The following is a 19,331-nucleotide window of genomic DNA, read 5'->3' as shown; positions in this document are numbered from 1 at the left end:
CGGGGTTCCGCCTCCCGAGCCACGCCCGGCGCCGGGGCTCAGGCCACGTGGGCGTCGGCGACGTCCAGGGCCCGGTCGAGGGCGGCGAGGCCGTCCTTCGCCTCGGCGTCCGTGATGGTGCACGGCGGCACCACGTGCGTCCGGTTCATGTTCACGAAGGGCCACAGGCCGTTCGCCTTCGCGGCGGCGGCGAACGCGGCCATGGGGGCGTTGGCCTCGCCGCTCGCGTTGTAGGGGACCAGGGGCTCCCGGGTCTCCCGGTCCCGGACGAGCTCCAGGGCCCAGAACATGCCGACGCCCCGCACCTCGCCCACGCTCGGGTGCCGCTCGGCCAGGTCGCGCAGGCCGGGTCCGATGACGTCGGCGCCGACGCGCGCCGCGTTCTCGACGACGCCCTCGTCCGCCATGACGCCCAGGGTGGCGACGGCGGCGGCGCAGGCCAGCGGGTGGCCGGAGTAGGTGAGCCCGCCCGGGTAGGGCCTGCGGGCGAACGTCTCGGCGATCGCCGACGAGATCGCCACGCCGCCCAGCGGCACGTACCCGGAGTTCACACCCTTGGCGAAGGTCAGCAGGTCCGGTACGACGCCGTCGTAGTGGTCCACGGCGAACCACGCGCCGGTGCGGCCGAAGCCCGCCATGACCTCGTCCAGGATCAGGACGATGCCGTGCCGGTCGCACAGCTCGCGCACGCCCGCGAGGTAGCCGGGCGGCGGGGGCATGATCCCGGCGGTGCCCGGGATCGTCTCCAGGATGATCGCCGCGATGGTCCCGGGCCCCTCGAAGGCGATGGTGTCCTCCAGGTGCGTCAGGGCCCGCTCGCACTCCTGGGTCTCGTTCTCGGCGTAGAACGGGGACCGGTAGAGGAACGGCGCCCAGAAGTGCACGACGCCCGCCGAGGCGGTGTCGGACGGCCAGCGGCGCGGGTCACCGGTGAGGTTGATCGCGGCCGCGGTGGCCCCGTGGTACGAGCGGTACGCGGAGAGCACCTTGGGGCGGCCGGTGTGCAGCCGGGCCATGCGGGTGGCGTTCTCGACGGCCTCGGCGCCGCCGTTGGTGAAGAAGATCTTGTCCAGGTCGCCCGGGGTGCGCTCGGCGATGAGCCGGGCCGCCTCCGAGCGGGCCTCGATCGCGAACGCCGGGGCGAACGTGGCGAGCTTCCCCGCCTGCTCCTGGATCGCGGCGACGACCTTGGGGTGCTGGTAGCCGATGTTCGTGTAGACGAGGCCGCTGGTGAAGTCGAGGTAGCGGTTGCCCTCGTAGTCCCAGAAGTACGAGCCGTCCGCGCCGGCCACCGCGAGCGGGGTGATCAGTTCCTGGGCCGACCAGGAGTGGAAGACGTGCGCGCGGTCGGTTGCGGCGACCGCTGCGCCGAGCTGGGGGTTGGGCTGAGGGGTCATGGGGGCGAGGGTAGGTGTCCGGAATGCGCCCCCGACATGGGCGCGGTGTCTGGCGACCGCCCCATAACGCGACAACCTGTCGCCCGCCACAGCCGCGGGGGCCACCACCCTCACCGCGCCCGCGCCGGGGGCGCAGGGCCTCAGTCGTCCGGGGCCCGTCGGGCCCGGGGCCTGCCGTTCGAGCAGGTGATGTCGTAGGGAAGGTCGTCGCCGTCCTCGGCGACGTCCGCGTCGTCGCTGGGCTCCGCCTCCAGGCGGGCGACGAACCCCGGCCCCCGCACCACGTCCTCGTCGAAGTGATAGCCGTCCGCCGGGCTCCAGGACACCAGGTACACCCGCCCGTCCGACCGGCACTCCACCGTGGCCGAACCCCCGGTGAAACGGACCGTCGACCGCTCGGGGGCGTTCGGGCGCGGGGCCCCGGTCGGCTGCTTCGAGCGCGACGGGCCGGCGCTCGGGCTCGACGGACCCGGGCTCGACGGACCCTGCCCCGAAGGCTCCGGATGCGAAGGCGTCGTGCGCGAGGACCCCGGCCCCGACGCCCCCTCCGCCGTCAGCGCCCTGCGCACCGCGCCCTCGTCCAGCGGGCGGCTGTGCGCCGCGCCGCCGCCGTCCGCGCTCGCCAGCTGCCAGGCCCCCAGGCCGCCCGCGGCCGTGCCGACCGCCACCCACGCGACCGTGCCCGCGGCACTCCACCACTTCCGCATCCGCCCACCCTCCCCCGCCGTTCCCTAACGGCCGGTTAAGAGCCCGGTTAAGAGCCCGGTCAAGGGCCCGGTTCGGGACAGTCAGACGGGAAACCACGGGTGAACCGGACCCGAACTCCTGGCTACCGTGGCCCCATGGCCCATCTTCTCGTCGTGGAGGACGATCCCCAGCTGCGCGGCGCCCTGCTGCGCGCCCTGCGGGACAAGGGACACGCCGTGGCGACGGCCCCGACGGGCATGGCGGGGCTCGACGCGGCCGTGACGCATCCGCCGGACCTGGTGGTGCTCGACCTGGGCCTCCCGGACGTGGACGGGGCGCGGGTGCTGCGGATGCTGCGCGCCGTCAGCGACGTACCGGTCATCGTGGCGACGGCCCGCGACGAGGAGCCGGAGATGGTCGCGGCCCTGGGCGACGGGGCGGACGACTACATCGTGAAGCCGTTCGGCGCCGCCCAGTTGGACGCCCGCGTCAAGGCGGTGCTGCGGCGGCTCGGCGCGGGCGCGGCCGAGGAGCCGCTGCGCGTGGGCGGCCTCACCGTGGACCCGGCCGCGCGCGAGGTGACGCTCGACGGCGCGGCCGTGGACCTCACGCCCCGCGAGTTCGACCTGCTTGCCCATCTGGCCCGGCGCGCGGGCCGGGTGGTGTCGCGGCGCGAGCTCCTCGCCGAGGTCTGGCACCAGCCGCTCGGCGGCGCCGACAAGACCGTCGACGTCCATCTGTCGTGGCTGCGCAGGAAGCTGGGCGAGACCGCGCAGGCCCCGCGCTATCTGCACACCGTCCGCACCGTGGGCGTCAAACTCGCCGCCCCCGGGCCGTCGTAGGACCCGGCCGCCATGCGCCGTCGGCTGCTGCTGCTCACCGCCGCCACCACCGCCCTGGTCCTGGCCGCCCTGCTCGTGCCCCTCACCCTGCTCACCCGCAGCCACGCAGCCGACCGGGCCACCGCCGAGGCCACCGCGCGGGCGCAGTGGGTGGCGCACGCCATCGGGCCGGCCCTCGCGTCCCGCAAGGAGCGGCCGACCGCCGAGCAGACCGTGGAGAGCGTCAACGGCCCCGGCCTGCCGCGCACTTCGCTGGTCCTGGGCAGCGACGCGACCATCGGCCCCGGGCCCGCCGAGATCACCGACGCCGTGCGGCTCGCCCGCACCGGGCGGGCGTTCACCTACGAGCCGTCCTCCGGCGGCCGTGAGGTGCTGGTGCCCGTGCACGGCGCCGCCGACGGCACCGCGGTCGTCCACGTCACGCTCACCCGCCGGCAGTTGTACGCGGGCACGCTCACGTCGTGGCTCGTGCTCGCCGGGATCGGCGTCGGGCTCGTCCTGCTCGGCCTGCTGCTCGCCGACCGGCTCGGGGCCCGCCTCGTGGGCGCGACGCGGGGCCTGGCCAGGACCGCCGACCGGCTCGCCGCCGGGGACCTGTCGGCCCGCGCCGCCCCGGAGGGGCCGCCGGAGCTGCGGCTCGTCGCCGCCGAGCTGAACCGGCTCGCGGCCCGCATCGACGGCCTGCTCACCGCCGAGCGCGTCACCGCCCGCGAGAACGCCGCCGACCTCGCCCACCGGCTGCGCACCCCGGTGGCCGCGCTGCGGCTCGACGCGGAGACGCTGCGGGACCCCGAGGAGGCCCGGCGCATCGCGGCGGACGTGGACGCCCTCGCGCGCAGCGTCGACGACGTCATCCGCAAGGCCCGCCGCCCGCTGCGCGCCGCTCCGGGCGCGGACCTGGCGGCGGTGGCCCGCGAACGCGCCGCGTTCTGGCAGCCGTTGGCCGAGGACCAGGGGCGCCGCGGCGACGTCGACACCCCGGCCGGCGGCCTCACCGTGCCCGTCCCGTACGACGAACTCGCCGCCTGCCTCGACGCGTTGATCGGCAACGTGCTCGACCACACGCCCCAGGGCACCGCCTACCGCGTGACCGTCGCCACCGGCCCCGACGGCCGCGCCCGCCTCACCGTCGGCGACGACGGGCCCGGCTTCCCCGACTCCTGCGCCCGGGCCGCCGCGCGCGGCACCAGCGGCGGCGGGTCGACGGGCCTCGGCCTGGACATCGCCCGGCGCACGGCACAGGACGCGGGCGGCACGTTCGCCGTCGAGCGCCGCCCGACCCGGGTGGTCCTCACCTTTCCCCGTCCGACACATCCGGTACGTCCGACACATCCGGACCGCCCAGTTCCGCCGGACCGCCCAGTTCCGCCGGACCGCCCGGATCCGCCGGACCGCCCGGATCCGCCGGACCGCCCGGATCCGCCGGACCTCCGGGACCCGCCGGATCCCCCGGCACCACCGGCCCTCCCGGAACCCCCACCGCCCGCGGGAACGCGACCCGCACCGCCCGCGCCCAGCGGTTGATCCCCAGCTCCGGGCGCACGGCCGCGAGGCCGCCGCAGTACTTGGTGAACTCCGCGGCCCGCAGCCCGTACCGGTGCAGGACCCGGTCCGCCTCCGTCAGCTTGCCGCGCGTCTTCGTCTCGACGAGGACGAGGCCGCTGTCGGCCGTCGCCGTCCGGCCCGTCGCCACGTCCCGTACGACGAGGGCGGCGTCGCACGTGACCCGCTGCCCTTCGGCCACGAACGTCGCCCGGCGGTAGTGCGTGACCAGGGAGGGCGTCAGGGACGTCGGCGCCTCCACGCCGTACGCACCGCGCAGCACCCCGGCGAGGAAGCCGCGCCGGGTGTCGTCGAGCGCGTGCGCGGCGCCCTCCATGCGCTGGCGGTGCTTGACGGTCTCGCCGCGCCCTGTCTTCAGCTTGATCTCGAACTGCCGCTCCCCGCTGTCCTGGTAGACCCGCTCCCGGATGCGGAAGCGCAGCCTGCGGCCCTGGCGGTGGTCGTGGAAGGTGCGAAGGCCCGGGGTGTCGTAGTACGTCGAGTGGTACCCGAAGCTGCGGCGGCCGCCGATGCTCAGCGCCCGGAAGGGGCCGCCGCGTCTGCGCGGGTCGGTGAGCAGCGCCGCGAAGTCCTCGAAGACCTCGACGGGGACGAGATAGCCGTGGTCGTAGCGGGCGAGCAGCTCCGCGCGGGCGTTCAGCTCCGCGAGGGAGAGGGGGTGTGCGGCGAGCGCGGCGCGGCTCAGGGCACGAAGGGCAGGGTTCACGCGAGCTCCTAGCTGAGGCGTGCGGCCGGTCGTGACGTCGTGGTCGTAGTCGTACGTGCACTCGTACTCCGCGTGAACGGGCGGGAGCCCTCCGTGAGTTCCGGTTGCCGGAAGCGGACTTCCAGGACCATGAGATCGCGGACGAAGTCCACTTCGTGCACGGTCCAGCCGAGCGGCCGCCCGACGCGGCGCTCCAACTCGGCACGCAGGGCGCCCTCGTCGCGGTACACGGCGTCGAGCGTGACGACGGCGCGCCGATCGCGGGCGTACAGGCGCGGGTGGTCGGAGACGTACATCACGAGCAGGAGCACCGCCGCGAGGCCCGCGGCCGACGGCAGGGACAGCCCGGGGAGCCCGCACAGGAGCCCGAGGACGAGCGTCGTGAAGTAGTACGCGACCTCCTGGTGGCGCACCGCGTCGGAGCGGAGCCGGACGATCGAGAGCACCCCGAAGAGCCCGAACCCCAGCGCGAGGCCGCCCCCCTTGGCCTCCGACAGGGCCGCGACGACCGAGAACAGCGCGACGTTCAGGGCCAGGTACGCGGGCACCAGCTCGCGCCTGTGGTGGCGCGGATAGAAGACGGCGAAGGTCAGCAGCGTGACGGCCAGGAGGTCGAGGCCCAGATGGGCGGCGAGTGTCTGCAGGTCCATGCGCCGGACGCTAGGCGGGCCCGGGTTAAGGGGGCTTCCTGGCGGCCGTTAAGCCCCCCCCCCCCCCCCCGGCTCCGGCGTCGGCCCGGGACCCGCCTTCCGCCAGTCCATTGACAGCATGTTGTCGTAATGACAGCATGCTTACATACCCACTCGGGCACGGGCCCGGGTCCGGGAGTCCGGCACTGGAGGTCACCATGAGCAAGGCCGTTCACCTCGCCGTCTACGACACGCTCGCCGACTGGGAGACCGGGTACGCCACGGCGTTCCTCGCCCGCACCGGCCACACCGTCCGCACGGTCGCCGTGACCGCGGACCCCGTCACCAGCATCGGCGGCGTCCGCGTCGAGCCCGATCTCACGCTCGACGCGCTGCGCCCCGAGGACAGCGAGCTGCTCATCCTGCCCGGGGCCGACCTGTGGGACAGCGGGGACGGCCTCGCGCCGTTCGCCCGCACGGCCAGGGCCTTCCTCGACGCGGGTGTGCCGGTCGCCGCGATCTGCGGGGCCACGGCGGGGCTCGCCCGCGAGGGGCTGCTCGACGAGCGCGCCCACACCAGCGCCGTACCGATGTACCTGGACGCGACCGGGTACAAGGGCGCGGACCGGTACGTCGAGTCCGACGCCGTCACCGACGGCGACCTGATCACGGCGGGGCCCACCGAGCCCGTCGCGTTCGCACGCGAAGTGCTCAAGCGCATGGGCGCCTTCGAGGGCGAGCGGCTCGACGCCTGGTACCGGCTGTTCCACGACTCGGACCCGGCCGCGTACGAGACGCTGAACTCATGAGCTCCGCGACCGGCGCCGAGCGCGCCGCCCAGGACCTGCTCAGCCGCACCGCGCTCGGCGTCTTCCGGCTCAACGGCCAGTTCCTCGCGGTCTCCGAGGAACTGGCCAGGCCCGCCGGGCTCACCGCCGCCTGGTGGCAGGTGCTCGGCGCCGTCCTGCGCGAGCCCCTGCCGGTGGCGGGCATCGCCCGCGCCATGGGCATCACCCGGCAGAGCGTGCAGCGCGTCGCCGACCTGCTCGTGCGCGACGGCCTCGCCGCGTACGAGCCGAACCCCGCGCACCGCCGCGCCAAGCTCCTTCGCCCCACCGACGAGGGGCGCGCGGCCGTCGCGAGGATCGACCCGGGCCACGCGGACCTCGCCGCCCGGCTCAGGGACGCGCTCGGCGCCGAGCAGTTCGAGCAGACCGCCCTGGCCCTGGAGCGGCTCTCGGCCGCCCTGACCGCACTGGAGCCGCCTCGCTGAACTCTCCCTGAGCCCTCTGCGGCACCCCCTCCGACACCCCTCGTGGAATTTCCCCCTTCGAGGCCTCGCCATATACCCCCCGGGGGTATATGGTCATGATCGTAGTCCTGAAGGGGCGACGCCGGAAGGCGCACCACGACCATGGGAGATGTCATGAGGAACCACACCGGCCACGACCACACCAGCCACACCGCTCACGGCGCTCACGGCGCTCACGGCGACCAGGCGGCTCATGCCGCCCACGGCGGACATGGCGGTCACGGCAACCACGGCGGTCACGGCGGCGCCCAGCCCGGCGGGCTCGCGGTCTCGCAGGACGGGTACACCCTCGAACTCGACGCGACGGTCCTCGGCGCCGGTGTGCAGCCGGTCAGCTTCCGGGTGGTCGGGCCCGACGGGCGGGCCGTGACCGAGTACGTGGCCGAGCACGAGAAGGAGCTGCACTTCATAGCCGTACGGCGGGACACGGCCGGTTTCCAGCACGTGCACCCGGTGCGGGACGAGCACGGCACCTGGAGCGTCGAACTGGCCCTGGAGCCGGGCGACTGGAGATTCTTCACCGACGTCCACCCGGTCGGCCACGACGGCACCATGACGCTGGGGATCGACGTCGCGGTCGCCGGCCCCTACGACCCGCGACCGCTCCCCGAGGCCACCGGGGTCGCGCGGATCGGCGCGTACACCGTCACGCTCGACGGCACGCTCCTGCCCGGCGAGACGAGCCAGCTCACCCTCACCGTCAGCCGGGACGGCCACCCCGTCACCGACCTCCAGCCCTACCTGGCCGCGTACGGGCACCTGGTGGCGCTGCGGGTCGGCGACCTGGGCTACCTCCACGTCCACCCGGAGGGCGCGCCCGGCGACGGCAGCACCGCGCCGGGGCCCGAGATCGCCTTCATGGCCGCCGCGCCCTCGGCCGGGACCTACCGCCTGTACCTGGACTTCCAGCACGAAGGCGTCGTCAGGACCGCCGAGTTCACGGTGCGGACCGCCGAGAGCGCCGCCCGCACCGGCCAGCCGCACGGCCACCACGCCCACCACTGAGCGCGTGAACGCACCGCGCAGGAAGGGAGCGTCATGCCCCGCCTGACCCCCCTCACGCCCGACACGGCGGTCGGCGCCTCGCGCGACCTCCTCGCCGGCCTCACACCGGGGAGCGACACCGGTGCGTAGGGAAGACACCCCCGTCTGTCTCCGCGGGGCACGGCCGCCACCCCGGGTCCGGGCCCCGCCGCATGGACACGGAAGGAACCCGCCATGCGTCTGTTCGCCATCCGCGACTACCGCCGCCTGTTCGGCGCCCAGGTCATCGCCCTGTTCGGCACCGGACTCACCACCGTGGCCCTCGGGCTGCTCGCCTACGACCTCGCGGGCCCGCGCGCCGGTCTGGTCCTCGGCACCGCCCTGACCATCAAGATGGTCATGTACGTCGTCATCGCCCCGCTGGCCGCCGCGTACATCGACCGGCTCCCCAGGAGACGGCTCCTGGTCCTCCTCGACGTGGTCCGCGGCGCGGTGGTCCTGGCCCTGCCGCTGGTCACCGAGGTCTGGCACGTCTACGTCCTGATCGGCCTCCTCCAGGCCGCCTCCGCGGCGTTCACCCCGACCTTCCAGGCCGTCATCCCCGACATCGTCACCGACGAGTCCGCCTACACGCGCGCCCTGTCCGCCTCCCAGGTCGCCTCCACCATGGAGAGCCTGCTCAGCCCCGTCCTCGCCGCGCTCGCCCTGACGCTCATCAGCTTCGACCGGCTGTTCCTCGGCACCTCCGCCGGATTCCTCGTCTCCGCCCTGCTCGTCCTCGCGACGCGCGTCCCCGACGCCCGTCCCAGCGCCCACACCAAGGCGTGGGACAAGGCCGCGTCAGGGATCAGGACCTTCTTCAGGACACCGCGGCTGCGCGGCCTGATGGCCCTCAACCTCGTGGTCGCGGCGGCCGGTTCGATCGTCGTCGTCAACACCGTCAACCACGTCCGCGACGAACTGGGCGGCTCGCAGTCCGACGTCGCCTGGATGCTCGCCGCCTCCGGCACCGGAACCCTCGTGGCCGCCCTCGCGCTGCCGCGCGTCCTCGACCGGATCGCCGCCCGCACCGTCATGACGACCGGCGCCGGAGTCCTCGTCGGCGCCACGGCCGCCGCCGTGACCCTCAGCGCGCTCGGCCTCGCCACCTGGACCGGTACGGCGGTCATCTGGACCGCGATCGGCATCGGCATGGCCCTGGTCATCACCCCGACCGGCAAGGTCCTGCGCGCCTCCGTCGCGCGGAACGCGGTCCCCGAGGCGTTCGCCGCCCAGTTCTCCCTCTCGCACCTGGCCTGGCTGATCACCTACCCCGTCGCGGGATGGCTCGGCACGGCCGCGGGCACCACCCCCGCCTGGTCCGTCCTCGCCGTCCTCGCCGGGGCGGGAGCGGCCGGCGCCCTCCTCCTCTGGCCGCGCCACGACGGCCCCGGAGCCGTCACCACGCCCGTGGCACCCGCCCTGCGCGCGCCCGGCACGGACCGGTCCGCCCTGTCCAAGGCCGCGTGAGGCCCCGCGTACAGTGCTCTCGCGCGCCGCGCCGCGCCCGGTCCCCCTCGCGGGGCCGGGCGCGGCGCGACCGCGCGCCGTCTCACGGATGGGTCACAGATTCCGTCGACGGCTGCGGAGAAGGCGCCCATGATGTGGGCTGGACGAACCGGAGAAGTCCCTGCTGGACGGGGTGGACGGTCCGTAGACTTCTCGCTCTGTCGTACGGCGGACACGCGCAGTGGCCGCCGGAAAGTGGCTGGAATCTGGGGGAGGACGGCGCCGCGATGGCCATGGAGAAACTGGGCCCGGGGGAACCGCAGCGGATAGGCGCCTACCGCCTGCTCGCGCGGCTCGGCGCGGGCGGCATGGGGCAGGTGTACCTGGCGCGTTCCGGACGGAACCGCACGGTCGCCGTCAAGCTGGTGCGCGAGGAGCTCGCCGCGCAGGAGGAGTTCCGCAGCCGCTTCCGGCAGGAGGTGCAGGCCGCGCGGCGCGTCGGCGGCGCGTGGACGGCGCCGGTGCTCGACGCCGACACGGAGGCCGCGATCCCGTGGGTCGCCACCGGGTACGTCGCCGGGCCCTCGCTGCAGGCCGTCGTCTCGCACGACCACGGCCCGCTGCCCGAGCGGTCCGTGAAGATCCTCGCCGCCGGGCTCGCCAACGCCCTGAAGGACATCCACGCGGCCGGGCTCATCCACCGCGACCTCAAGCCGTCCAACGTCCTGGTGACCATCGACGGCCCGCGCGTCATCGACTTCGGGATAGCCAGGGCCCTGGAGACGGTCACCGACGGCGGCCTCACCCGCACCGGGGCGCTCGTCGGATCTCCGGGGTTCATGGCACCCGAACAGGTGCGCGGCGACCGCGTCACCGAGGCCGCGGACGTCTTCTGCCTGGGATCCGTCCTCGCGTACGCCGCGACGGGCCGGCTGCCCTTCGGCACGGCCAACAGCGGTGTGCACGCGCTGATGTTCCGCATCGCGCAGGAGGAACCGGACCTGGAGCCGGTGCCGGAGTCGCTGCGCGAGCTCATCGAGCACTGCCTGGCCAAGGCGCCGGGCGACCGGCCCTCCCTCGACGACGTGCTCGACCGGACGGGGGCCGAGGACACGGTCTTCGAGGGGAAGTCCCGGGAGCCGTGGCTGCCGGGGGCCCTGGTCGCCCAACTGGGGCGGCACGCGGTGCAGCTCCTTGAGGTCGAGGACCCCGAGGCGGAGCCTCCGGACGGGGCCGCGGCCGCCGCCGGAGCCGGAGCCGGAGCCGCCGGGGCCTCGCCGGAAGCGGAGGGCACCCCGCCCCCGCCCCTCCCCGCGGCACCGCCCGCCACCCCGCCGGGCACCCCCGCACAGCCCGACACCCCGCCCCCGCCCGGCGTGCCCGGCCAGGGCTCCGTCGACCGGCTGCCGACCATGGTCAGCGGAGCGCCGCCCACGCCCGCCCCCACGCCCGCCGCGCCCGCCGCCACGCCCCCGCCGGGCCACACCCCCGCTTACGCCTACCCCCACCAGCCCGCGGGCCCGGCGGGACCGGCCGTCTACGGCTACCCGCATCCGCAGGGGCCGTACGGCACGGGCACCGGCACGCCCCCGTACGGCCCGCCGCCGCTCGACCCGCCGCGCCGCAGCGCCCGGTCGACCGCCCTGCTCGTCGCCGTGGCCCTGATAGTGGCCCTCGGCGCGGGCGGCACCGTGTACGCGGTGATGAAGGGCGACGGCGACCCGAAGGCGCACGGCGGGAGCAAGAACCGCGAGAGCTCCGCGCCCAGGACGCCGGGCACCCCGTCCGACTCCGCGGGACCCGCCTCACCGACGCCCTCCGACTCCGCGTCCGCCGACGAGGGCACCGTGCCGGACAAGTACCTCGGCACCTGGAACGGCACCGTGTCCGGCGAGGCCGGGACCAGCACCCGCCGGCTGACCATCCAGCAGGGCGAGGTCGGCGACACCGTCCTGTCCCTGACCGCCGACGGCCCGCTCAAGGGCGGCGGCACCTACCACTGCGTGTTCCAGGGCACCCTGACGTCCGCGTCCGACAGCGAGCTCCAGATCTCCGGGACCGAGGTCACCGTGGGCCCGCCCCGCACCTGCGAACCGGGCGCCCCCAGCGTCGTCAGCATCCTGCCGAGCGGCGAACTGCACCGGGTCAACACCGACGGCGGCAAGGCGCTCACGTACTCCAAGGGCTGACCCGGCATGACCGCCGCCCGTCCCCCCGTAGGCCGGGCGGCGGCTCCACCCCACGGCGATTCCAACCCGCGGCGGCGTTGTCCCGCACCCCCTCCCCGTGCTCCGGGACAAAAACCCGGGACAAAACCCGGAGCCCCGGTTTTGGCTCGCTCGCGGCTTCCGCGAGGGCGGGCGGCGGAGTTGGGTGGGTGCCCGTCACGCACGTACGGGGCACGCGGGGGGATGCTCGTGGGACGTCGCGAGAAACCGATCGACCCGGCGGCGGGGCCGGTGGAGCGGTTCGCGCACGCGTTGCGCACGCTGCGCCGGGAGGCGGGCACGCCCACGTACCGGGCGATGGCCGCCGACTCCGCGTACTCCGCCACCACGCTCGCCTACGCCGTCGCGGGCGAGAGACTGCCCTCCCTGCCGGTCGCCCTCGCCTACGTGAAGGCCTGCGGCGGCGACCTCGCCCTGTGGGAGCGGCGCTGGCGCGAGGCCCGCGTCGAGGAGGCCGCGCTCCGGCCCCGCGACGCGGCGGAGGACGGCGAACCGCCCTACCGGGGGCTCGCGCGCTTCGACACCGGCGACCAGGACCACTTCTTCGGCCGCGACCGGCTCACCGGCGAACTCGTCGGCCTGGCCCGCGAGCACCGCGTCACCACCGTCTTCGGCCCCTCCGGCAGCGGCAAGTCCTCGCTGCTGCGCGCCGGGCTCATCCCCCGGCTGCGGCAGCCCGCGCCCCCGGCGCCCCGGCCCGCCGCCATCCGCGTCCTCACTCCGGGCCCGCGGCCCCTGCGCACCCACGAGCGGCTCTTCGCCCCGGCCCCGGGCGAGGGCGACACCTGGCTGGTGGTCGACCAGTTCGAGGAGGTCTTCACGCTCTGCCACGACCCGGACGAGCGGGAGGAGTTCATCGCCCGCCTGGTGTCCGCCCGCGCCCCGGCGCTGCGCCTGCGGGTGGTGCTCGGCGTGCGCGCCGATTTCTACGGCCGCTGTCTGCAGCACCGCGAGCTCGCCGACGCCGTCCGCGAGGCCAGTCTGCCGGTGGTCCCGATGAGCCCCGCCGAACTGCGCGAGGCCATCGTCCGCCCGGCCGCCGCACACGGCCTCATCGTGGAGCGCGCCCTCACCGCCCGGCTCATCGAGGAGACCCTGGACGAGCCGGGCTGTCTGCCCCTGACCTCCCACGCGCTCCTGGAGACCTGGCGGCGGCGCCGGGGCCGCACCCTGACGATGGCCGCGTACGAGGCGTCCGGCCGGGTCGCGGGGGCGCTCGCCCGCACCGCCGAGGACCTGTACACGCAGCTGCCCGCCGGACAGCGGGACGTGGCGCGCCGCATCCTGCTCCGGCTGATCACACCGGGGGACGGCGTGCCGGACACCCGGCGGCCGGTGCGCCGGGCCGAACTCGACGACGGGGGCGCGGCGGACGCCGCCGCCCCGGCCGCCCGCGTCCTGGACCGGCTCGCCCGCGCCCGCCTGGTCACGCTCGACCACGACACCGCCGATCTGACCCACGAGGCCGTCATCACCGGCTGGCCCCGGCTGCGCGGCTGGATCGAGGAGGACCGCGAGCGGCTGCGCTGCCACCGCCGCCTCACCGAGGCCGCCGAGGCCTGGGCGGAACTCGGCCGCGACACCGGCGCCCTGTACCGGGGCACCCGCCTCGCCACCGCCGAGGAACACTTCCCCGGCGCCGGCGCCCACCCCGAGCTCACCGCCCTGGAGCGGGACTTCCTGGTCGCCGGCACCGCCGCCCGCGACCAGGAGCAGCGCGCCGCGGCCCGGGTGACGCGCCGCCTGCGCCGGTTCACCACGGCCCTGTCGGTCCTCCTCGCCCTCGTGCTCGCCGCGAGCCTGATCGCCTGGCAGCAGAGCCGGGACAGCGACCGCGAGCGCGACCGGGCGCGGGCCGCGCAGCGCGTGGCCCAGTCCCGGCAGCTCGCCGCGCAGTCGGCGGCCCTGCTCGGCAGCGACCCCGACCTGGCCTCGCTGCTCGCGGTGCGGGCCCACCGCACGGCCGCCACGCCGGAGGCCGCGGGCAGCCTCTACGCCGCCGCCGAGCTGCCGCTGCGGCGCCGCTTCACCGCCGCCGACGGGCCCGTCCTGTCCGTCGCGGTGAGCCCCAGCGGGCGCACCGTCGCCACCAGCGGCTACGACGGCACCGTCCGGCTGTGGGACCCGGCCACCGGCAGGCTGCGGGCCGACCTCGGCAGCGACGCCGGTGACGTCTACTCCGTGGCGTTCAGCCCCGACGGACGCACCTTGGCCGCGAGCGGCGACTCCCGGGTCCGGCTGTGGGACGTCGCCTCCGGCACGGTGCGCCGGGCCCTCCCCCGGCACACCGACGCGGTCTTCACGCTCGCCTTCAGCCCCGACGGCCGCACCCTCGCGACCGGCAGCGACGACGGCACCGTACGCCTCTCGGACGCGGCGACGGGCAGGACCCGGGCCACCCTCAGGGGCCACAAGGGCGAGATCTCCGGAGTGGCCTTCGGCCGCGCCGGGCACCTGCTGGCCTCCAGCGGCGCCGACCGGACCGTACGCCTGTGGGACACGGCCACCGGCGAGCGGCGCGCCACCCTGCGGGGCCACAAGGGCGAGGTCTCCGCCGTGGCCTTCAGCCGCGACGGCCGCACCCTGGCCTCCACCGGCTACGACCGGACCGTACGCCTGTGGGACGTGGCGGCGCGCCGGACGCGGGCCGTCCTGCGCGGGCACACGGGCGAGGTCTCCGCCGTCGCCTTCAGCCCCGACGGGCACACCCTGGCCTCCAGCGGCGCCGACCGGACCGTACGCCTGTGGAACACGGCCACCGGCCGCGCCCGGACCGTCCTCACCGGCCACACCGCGCCCGTCTCCGGGATCGCCTTCGGCCCGGACGGGCACACCCTGGCCTCCAGCGGCTACGACCGGACGGTACGGCTGTGGAACACGGCCCCGCGCACCCCGCACACCACGCTCACCGGCCAGGGCGCCCCGGTCTCCCTCGTGGCCTACGGCCCCGACGGACGCACCCTGCTGACCGGCGGCGAGGACGGCGGTGTACGGCTGTGGAACACCGCCACCGGCCGGACGCGCGCCACCCTCACCGACCGCACCGGGCCCGTCCTCGCGGTCTCGTTCAGCCGCGACGAGCACACCCTGACGACGGTCAACGACACCCAGCGGGTGCGGCGCTGGGACCTGGCCACCGGCAGGCCGCGCAGCACGTCCGTCGACAGCGCCGAGGCCGTCGTGGCGGCGGCCATCGGCCCGGACGGCCGGACCCTGGCCGTCGTCACCGGCCAGCGGACGGTCCGGCTGTGGGGCGGGACGGCGGGCCGGACCCGGACCGTGCTCGACCACCCGGGGGCGGTCCTGGCGCTCGCCTTCAGCCGGGACGGGCACACCCTGGCCACCGGCAGCGCCGACGGTTCGGTACGGCTGTGGGACGCCGCCGGGGGCACGCCGCGCACCACCCTGACCGGGCCCGCCGACGCGGTCGGCGCGGTCGCCGTCAGCCCCGACGGGCGCACGGTCGCCGCGGGCAGCGACGACGGCACGGTCCGGCTGTGGGACGCGCACACCGGCCGGACCCTGGCCGCCCTCACCGACCGCACCGGGCAGGTCCTCACGGTGGCCTTCAGCGGGGACGGGCGCACCCTGGCGGGCGGCGGAGCCGACGGCACGGTCCGGCTGTGGGACACGGCCACCGGGCGTCTGCGGGCCCGCCTGCGCGGGCACGCCGGGTCCGTGCGCACGGTGGCGTTCAGCCCCGACGGGCGCACCCTGGCCACCGGCGGCGAGGACGCGACGACCCGGCTGTGGCGGACCGACCTGCCCACGCCGTCCGGGGCGATCCGGCGGATCTGCCGCGCGGTCGGCCGCGACCTGACCCGGCAGGAGCGCGCGAGCCACCTGCCGGACCATGAGCACGGGCGCACCTGCTGAACGCGCGCGAGCGCCCGGCGGCCGTGGCCGCCGGGCGCTCGTACACGCGACGAACGGGACGGACTAGATGAACGAGTTGATCTCGATCGTCTCGTCGCGGCCCGGGCCCACGCCGATCGCGGAGATCGGGGCGCCGGACATCTCCTCCAGGGCCTTCACGTAGGCCTGCGCGTTCTTCGGCAGGTCGGCGAAGGTCTTGGCCTTGGTGATGTCCTCGGACCAGCCCGGCAGCGTCTCGTAGATCGGCTTCGCGTGGTGGAAGTCCGTCTGGTTGTACGGGAGCTCCTCGACGCGCTTGCCGTCGATCTCGTACGCGACGCAGACCGGGATCTGCTCCCAGCCGGTGAGGACGTCGAGCTTGGTGAGGAAGAAGTCCGTCAGGCCGTTCACGCGGGTCGCGTAGCGGGCGATCGGGGCGTCGAACCAGCCGCAGCGGCGGTCACGGCCGGTGGTGACACCGCGCTCGCCGCCGATGGTGCGCAGCGCCTCGCCGTCCGCGTCGAACAGCTCCGTCGGGAACGGGCCCGCGCCGACGCGCGTGGTGTACGCCTTCAGGATGCCGATGACGCGGCTGATCTTCGTCGGGCCGACGCCGGTGCCCGTGCAGGCACCGCCCGCGGTCGGGTTCGACGAGGTGACGAAGGGGTACGTGCCGTGGTCCACGTCCAGGAGCGTGCCCTGGCCGCCCTCGAACAGGACGACCTTGTCGTCGTCGAGCGCGTTGTTGAGGATCAGCGTGGTGTCGGCCACGTAGCCCTTGATGTTCTCGCCGTGCTCCAGGAGCTGCTCGACGATCTGCTCCGCCTCGATGGCGCGGCGGTTGAACACCTTGGTGAGCAGCTGGTTCTTCTGCTCCAGGGCCGCTTCGACCTTCTGCTTCAGGATCGACTCGTCGTAGAGGTCCTGGACGCGGATGCCGGTGCGGTTGATCTTGTCGGCGTAGGTCGGGCCGATGCCGCGCCCCGTCGTGCCGATCTTCCGCTTGCCGAGGAAGCGCTCGCCGACCTTGTCCACCGTCACGTTGTACGGCGTGATGATGTGCGCGTTTCCGCTGATCAGCAGCTTCGACGTGTCGACGCCGCGCTCGTTCAGACCGCTCAGCTCGGAGAGCAGGACCGACGGGTCGACGACGACGCCGTTACCGATGACCGGTACGCAGTCCGGCGAGAGGATTCCGGAAGGGAGGAGGTGCAGCGCGTACTTCTGGTCGCCTACGACGACCGTGTGGCCGGCGTTGTTGCCGCCCTGGTAGCGCACTACATAGTCCACGGATCCACCGAGCAGGTCGGTGGCCTTTCCCTTGCCTTCGTCACCCCACTGAGCACCGAGCAGCACGAGTGCGGGCACAGGCGTACACCCCTTCCGGGCGGGGCATGTCCAAGGTCAGGGGCCACGGCTCGATGCCGTCGCCACCGGTGTGGGTGTGCCTTGGTCGCCCCGGAATAGACGAAGCCCCTGGCGCAATAGCGCAAGGGGCTCTTGCACAAAGATGCTACCCGAGGACTAAAGAAAGGGCGCACGTGTCGGCTCGCGGCCAGCGCGATGACCTCATCGTGATCATCGACCCGGTCGCCCGGCGCACGGACGGCGAGTCCGTACGCATCGCCAAGGACGTGCTTGGCGCGGGCGCGGCGCTCAAGCTCTGTCTGCCCGAAGGTCCCGAGGAATTCGCCCGTGCCCTGGCCAGACGGGGGACGCGGCGCCCGGTCGTGGTCGGCGACGACGCGGCCCTGCGGCGGGCCGTCGCCGTCCTGCACCGGGAGCGGGCGCTCGGCGCGACCGATCTGGCGGTCGTGCCCGTCGCGGGCGGCGCCACCGGGGTGCGGCTCGCCCGCGCCCTCGGCGTGCCCGCGGGGGCGGTCGCCGCGGCGCGCACCGTGCTCGACGGGGTGCCCCGGCGGCTCGACCTGCTCGTCGACGACCGCGACGAGGTCGTCCTCGGGGACGTGCGGATCCCGTCCCCGGGCGCGGGCCTCGCCGAGGAGCCCGGCGCCGAGCGGCACGGCCACCCCTGGCTGCGGACCTGCCAGTCCCTCGTCCGCACCCTCGGCTCCCGGCCCGCGACGGGCCGGAGCGGGCCCTCGCGGCTGCGGGTGGAGGCCGACGGGGTGACCCTCGTCGACCTCGACCAGCCCGTCGAGGGCGTGTCCGTGGCACCGGGCGGCGGGGGCCTCGCCCGGGTGGAGGTGCGGCCGTCGTCCGTCGGGGCCGGGATGGCTCCCGTGGGGGCGCGGGCCCGCTCCGTGACGGTGTCGGGCCCCGACTTCCGCTACCGCGCGGACGGGACGACGGCCGGACCCGTCCGCACCCGCACCTGGACCGCCCGCCCCCAGGCCTGGGGCCTCACCCTGCCCGCGGACCCGCCCCGCTAGACCTCCACGAGCAGCTCCTCAAGGCCCCGGATCACGAAGTTCGGCTTGCGCCGCGGCTCGGCGGCCAGGCGCAGGTGCGGCGCGCGGCGCAGCAGGGCCCGCAGCGACGCGGCGAGCTCGACGCGCGCCAGGGGCGCCCCGACGCAGTAGTGGATGCCCGCGCTGAAGGAGATGTGCGGGTTCGCCTCGCGGGGGCGGGCGAGGTCGAGCGCGTCGGGGTCGCGGAAGGCGGCCGGGTCCCGGTTGGCCGAGCCGAAGAGCAGCGCCACCTCGCTGCCCCGGGGGATCGGTGTGCCGCCGACCTCGATGTCGTCGAGCACCCACCGTTCGAAGAGCTGGAGCGGGGTGTCGTGGCGCAGCAGCTCCTCCACGGCCGTGGGGAGCAGCCGCTCCGGCTCCGCGCGCAGGGCGGCGAGCTGTCCGGGGTGGCGGAACAGCGCGTACCAGCCGTTCACAGTGGCGTTGACGGTGGCCTCGTGCCCGGCGTTCAGGAGCAGCACGCAGGTGGAGACCAGCTCCTGCTCGCTGAGCCGGTCGCCCTCCTCGTGGGCGGCGATGAGGTCGGTGAGCAGGTCGTCGCCGGGCCGCGCCCGCCGCTTCGCGATCAGCTCCCGCAGATACGCGGAGAACTCCAGGGACGCGCGCACGGCCCGGGCGGCGGTCTCCTCGCCCGGGTTGAGCTCGTACATCCCGCAGATGTCCGCCGACCAGGGGCGCAGCGGCTCCCGGTCGCCCTCCGGGATGCCGAGCATCTCGGCGATCACCGCGACGGGCAACGGCTCCGCGACCCGCGCGAGCAGGTCGCCGCCGCCGTCCGCGACGAGGCCGCGCACCAGGTCGTCCGCGAGGTCCTCGACGTAGGGGCGCAGGCGCTCCACCGTCCGGGGCGTGAACGCCTTCGCGACCAGGCGCCGGACGCGGGTGTGCGCGGGCGCCTCCAGGTCGAGCATTCCGTGGTCGTTGAGGACGTGGAACGGCTCGTGCGCGGCCGGGGGCGCCGCGCGCCCGAACTCCTCGTGCCCGAACCGGTGCAGATAGGTGCGGCCGAGCCGCCGGTCGCGCAGCAGCGCGGCGACGTCCGCGTGGCGCGGGATCAGATACTGGTCGCTCGGCCCGTAGTAGTGCACCGGCCCCCGCGCGCGCAGCCGGGCGTAGGCGGGGTAGGGATCGTCGAGGAAGGCGCCCGACGAGGGCGCGAACACCTCGGCGGCGTCTGCGGGTTCGGCCATGCACGGACGCTAGCCGCG

The 19,331-nt window shown here is 75.2% G+C and carries 14 protein-coding genes and 1 pseudogene; 9 read left to right on the top strand and 6 right to left on the bottom strand.

The window, feature by feature from the left end; all coding sequences use genetic code 11:
* Positions 1–38 precede the first annotated feature (38 nt).
* Positions 39–1,397 carry an aspartate aminotransferase family protein gene (locus tag MQV74_RS22445; RefSeq protein WP_242720307.1) on the bottom strand — a complete coding sequence of 453 codons (1,359 nt, stop codon included), beginning with the start codon at positions 1,395–1,397 and terminating at the stop codon, positions 39–41.
* Between the two features lie 140 nt (positions 1,398–1,537).
* Complete coding sequence (locus MQV74_RS22440; protein ID WP_242720305.1) at positions 1,538–2,104, bottom strand: hypothetical protein; 567 nt, start codon at positions 2,102–2,104, stop codon at positions 1,538–1,540.
* A gap of 135 nt (positions 2,105–2,239) precedes the next feature.
* Between MQV74_RS22440 and MQV74_RS22435 the strand changes: the two genes are divergently transcribed.
* Together MQV74_RS22435 and MQV74_RS22430 are read left to right on the top strand one after the other, a co-directional pair.
* On the top strand, positions 2,240–2,926 hold the full coding sequence (locus MQV74_RS22435) for a response regulator transcription factor (protein ID WP_242720303.1): 687 nt from the start codon (positions 2,240–2,242) through the stop codon (positions 2,924–2,926).
* 12 nt (positions 2,927–2,938) lie between these two features.
* Positions 2,939–4,450 (top strand): sensor histidine kinase, encoded by a 1,512-nt coding sequence (locus tag MQV74_RS22430; RefSeq protein WP_242720300.1) that lies wholly within the window; start codon positions 2,939–2,941, stop codon positions 4,448–4,450.
* On the opposite strand, the pseudogene MQV74_RS22425 reads toward MQV74_RS22430, so the two are convergent.
* Together MQV74_RS22425 and MQV74_RS22420 are read right to left on the bottom strand one after the other, a co-directional pair.
* Positions 4,407–5,195, bottom strand: a pseudogene (locus MQV74_RS22425) (VTC domain-containing protein); the annotation flags it as partial. The gene MQV74_RS22430 and the pseudogene MQV74_RS22425 overlap by 44 nt on opposite strands.
* An 8-nt stretch (positions 5,196–5,203) precedes the next feature.
* Entirely contained in the window at positions 5,204–5,845 is a 642-nt protein-coding gene (locus tag MQV74_RS22420; protein ID WP_242720298.1) for a DUF4956 domain-containing protein, read from the bottom strand.
* Positions 5,846–6,042: 197 nt separating this feature from the next.
* On the opposite strand from MQV74_RS22420, the gene MQV74_RS22415 reads away from it, so the two are divergent.
* The 6 genes from MQV74_RS22415 to MQV74_RS22390 all read left to right on the top strand — a co-directional run bounded on the left by MQV74_RS22415 (position 6,043) and on the right by MQV74_RS22390 (position 15,712).
* On the top strand, positions 6,043–6,633 hold the full coding sequence (locus MQV74_RS22415) for a DJ-1/PfpI family protein (protein ID WP_242720296.1): 591 nt from the start codon (positions 6,043–6,045) through the stop codon (positions 6,631–6,633).
* Entirely contained in the window at positions 6,630–7,097 is a 468-nt protein-coding gene (locus MQV74_RS22410; protein ID WP_242720294.1) for a MarR family winged helix-turn-helix transcriptional regulator, read from the top strand. Before MQV74_RS22415 ends, MQV74_RS22410 begins: the two co-directional genes overlap by 4 nt.
* A gap of 153 nt (positions 7,098–7,250) precedes the next feature.
* Complete coding sequence (locus MQV74_RS22405) at positions 7,251–8,141, top strand: hypothetical protein (RefSeq protein WP_242720292.1); 891 nt, start codon at positions 7,251–7,253, stop codon at positions 8,139–8,141.
* Positions 8,142–8,354: 213 nt separating this feature from the next.
* Positions 8,355–9,629 (top strand): MFS transporter, encoded by a 1,275-nt coding sequence (locus MQV74_RS22400; RefSeq protein WP_242720291.1) that lies wholly within the window; start codon positions 8,355–8,357, stop codon positions 9,627–9,629.
* Positions 9,630–9,901: 272 nt separating this feature from the next.
* On the top strand, positions 9,902–11,797 hold the full coding sequence (locus MQV74_RS22395; protein WP_242728995.1) for a serine/threonine-protein kinase: 1,896 nt from the start codon (positions 9,902–9,904) through the stop codon (positions 11,795–11,797).
* Positions 11,798–12,019: 222 nt separating this feature from the next.
* A complete protein-coding gene (locus MQV74_RS22390) occupies positions 12,020–15,712 on the top strand; it encodes a WD40 repeat domain-containing protein (RefSeq protein WP_242720289.1) in 3,693 nt (1,230 codons plus the stop codon).
* A gap of 63 nt (positions 15,713–15,775) precedes the next feature.
* On the opposite strand, the gene MQV74_RS22385 is transcribed toward MQV74_RS22390, so the two are convergent.
* A complete protein-coding gene (locus MQV74_RS22385) occupies positions 15,776–17,059 on the bottom strand; it encodes an adenylosuccinate synthase (RefSeq protein WP_242720287.1) in 1,284 nt (427 codons plus the stop codon).
* A 173-nt stretch (positions 17,060–17,232) separates the two neighbouring features.
* Here MQV74_RS22385 and MQV74_RS22380 point away from each other — a divergent pair, with 173 nt between their 5' ends.
* Positions 17,233–18,084, top strand: a complete 852-nt coding sequence (locus tag MQV74_RS22380) for a diacylglycerol kinase (protein ID WP_242720286.1) — start codon at positions 17,233–17,235, stop codon at positions 18,082–18,084.
* Here MQV74_RS22380 and MQV74_RS22375 read toward each other — a convergent pair.
* Positions 18,081–19,313 carry a cytochrome P450 gene (locus MQV74_RS22375; RefSeq protein WP_242720284.1) on the bottom strand — a complete coding sequence of 411 codons (1,233 nt, stop codon included), beginning with the start codon at positions 19,311–19,313 and terminating at the stop codon, positions 18,081–18,083. The two genes, MQV74_RS22380 and MQV74_RS22375, sit on opposite strands and share 4 nt — an antisense overlap.
* Positions 19,314–19,331 lie beyond the last annotated feature (18 nt).

The organism is Streptomyces sp. AN091965, from assembly GCF_022698285.1.
Taxonomy (GTDB): Bacteria; Actinomycetota; Actinomycetes; order Streptomycetales; family Streptomycetaceae; genus Streptomyces.
This window is presented reverse-complemented; position numbering and strand designations above follow the sequence as displayed.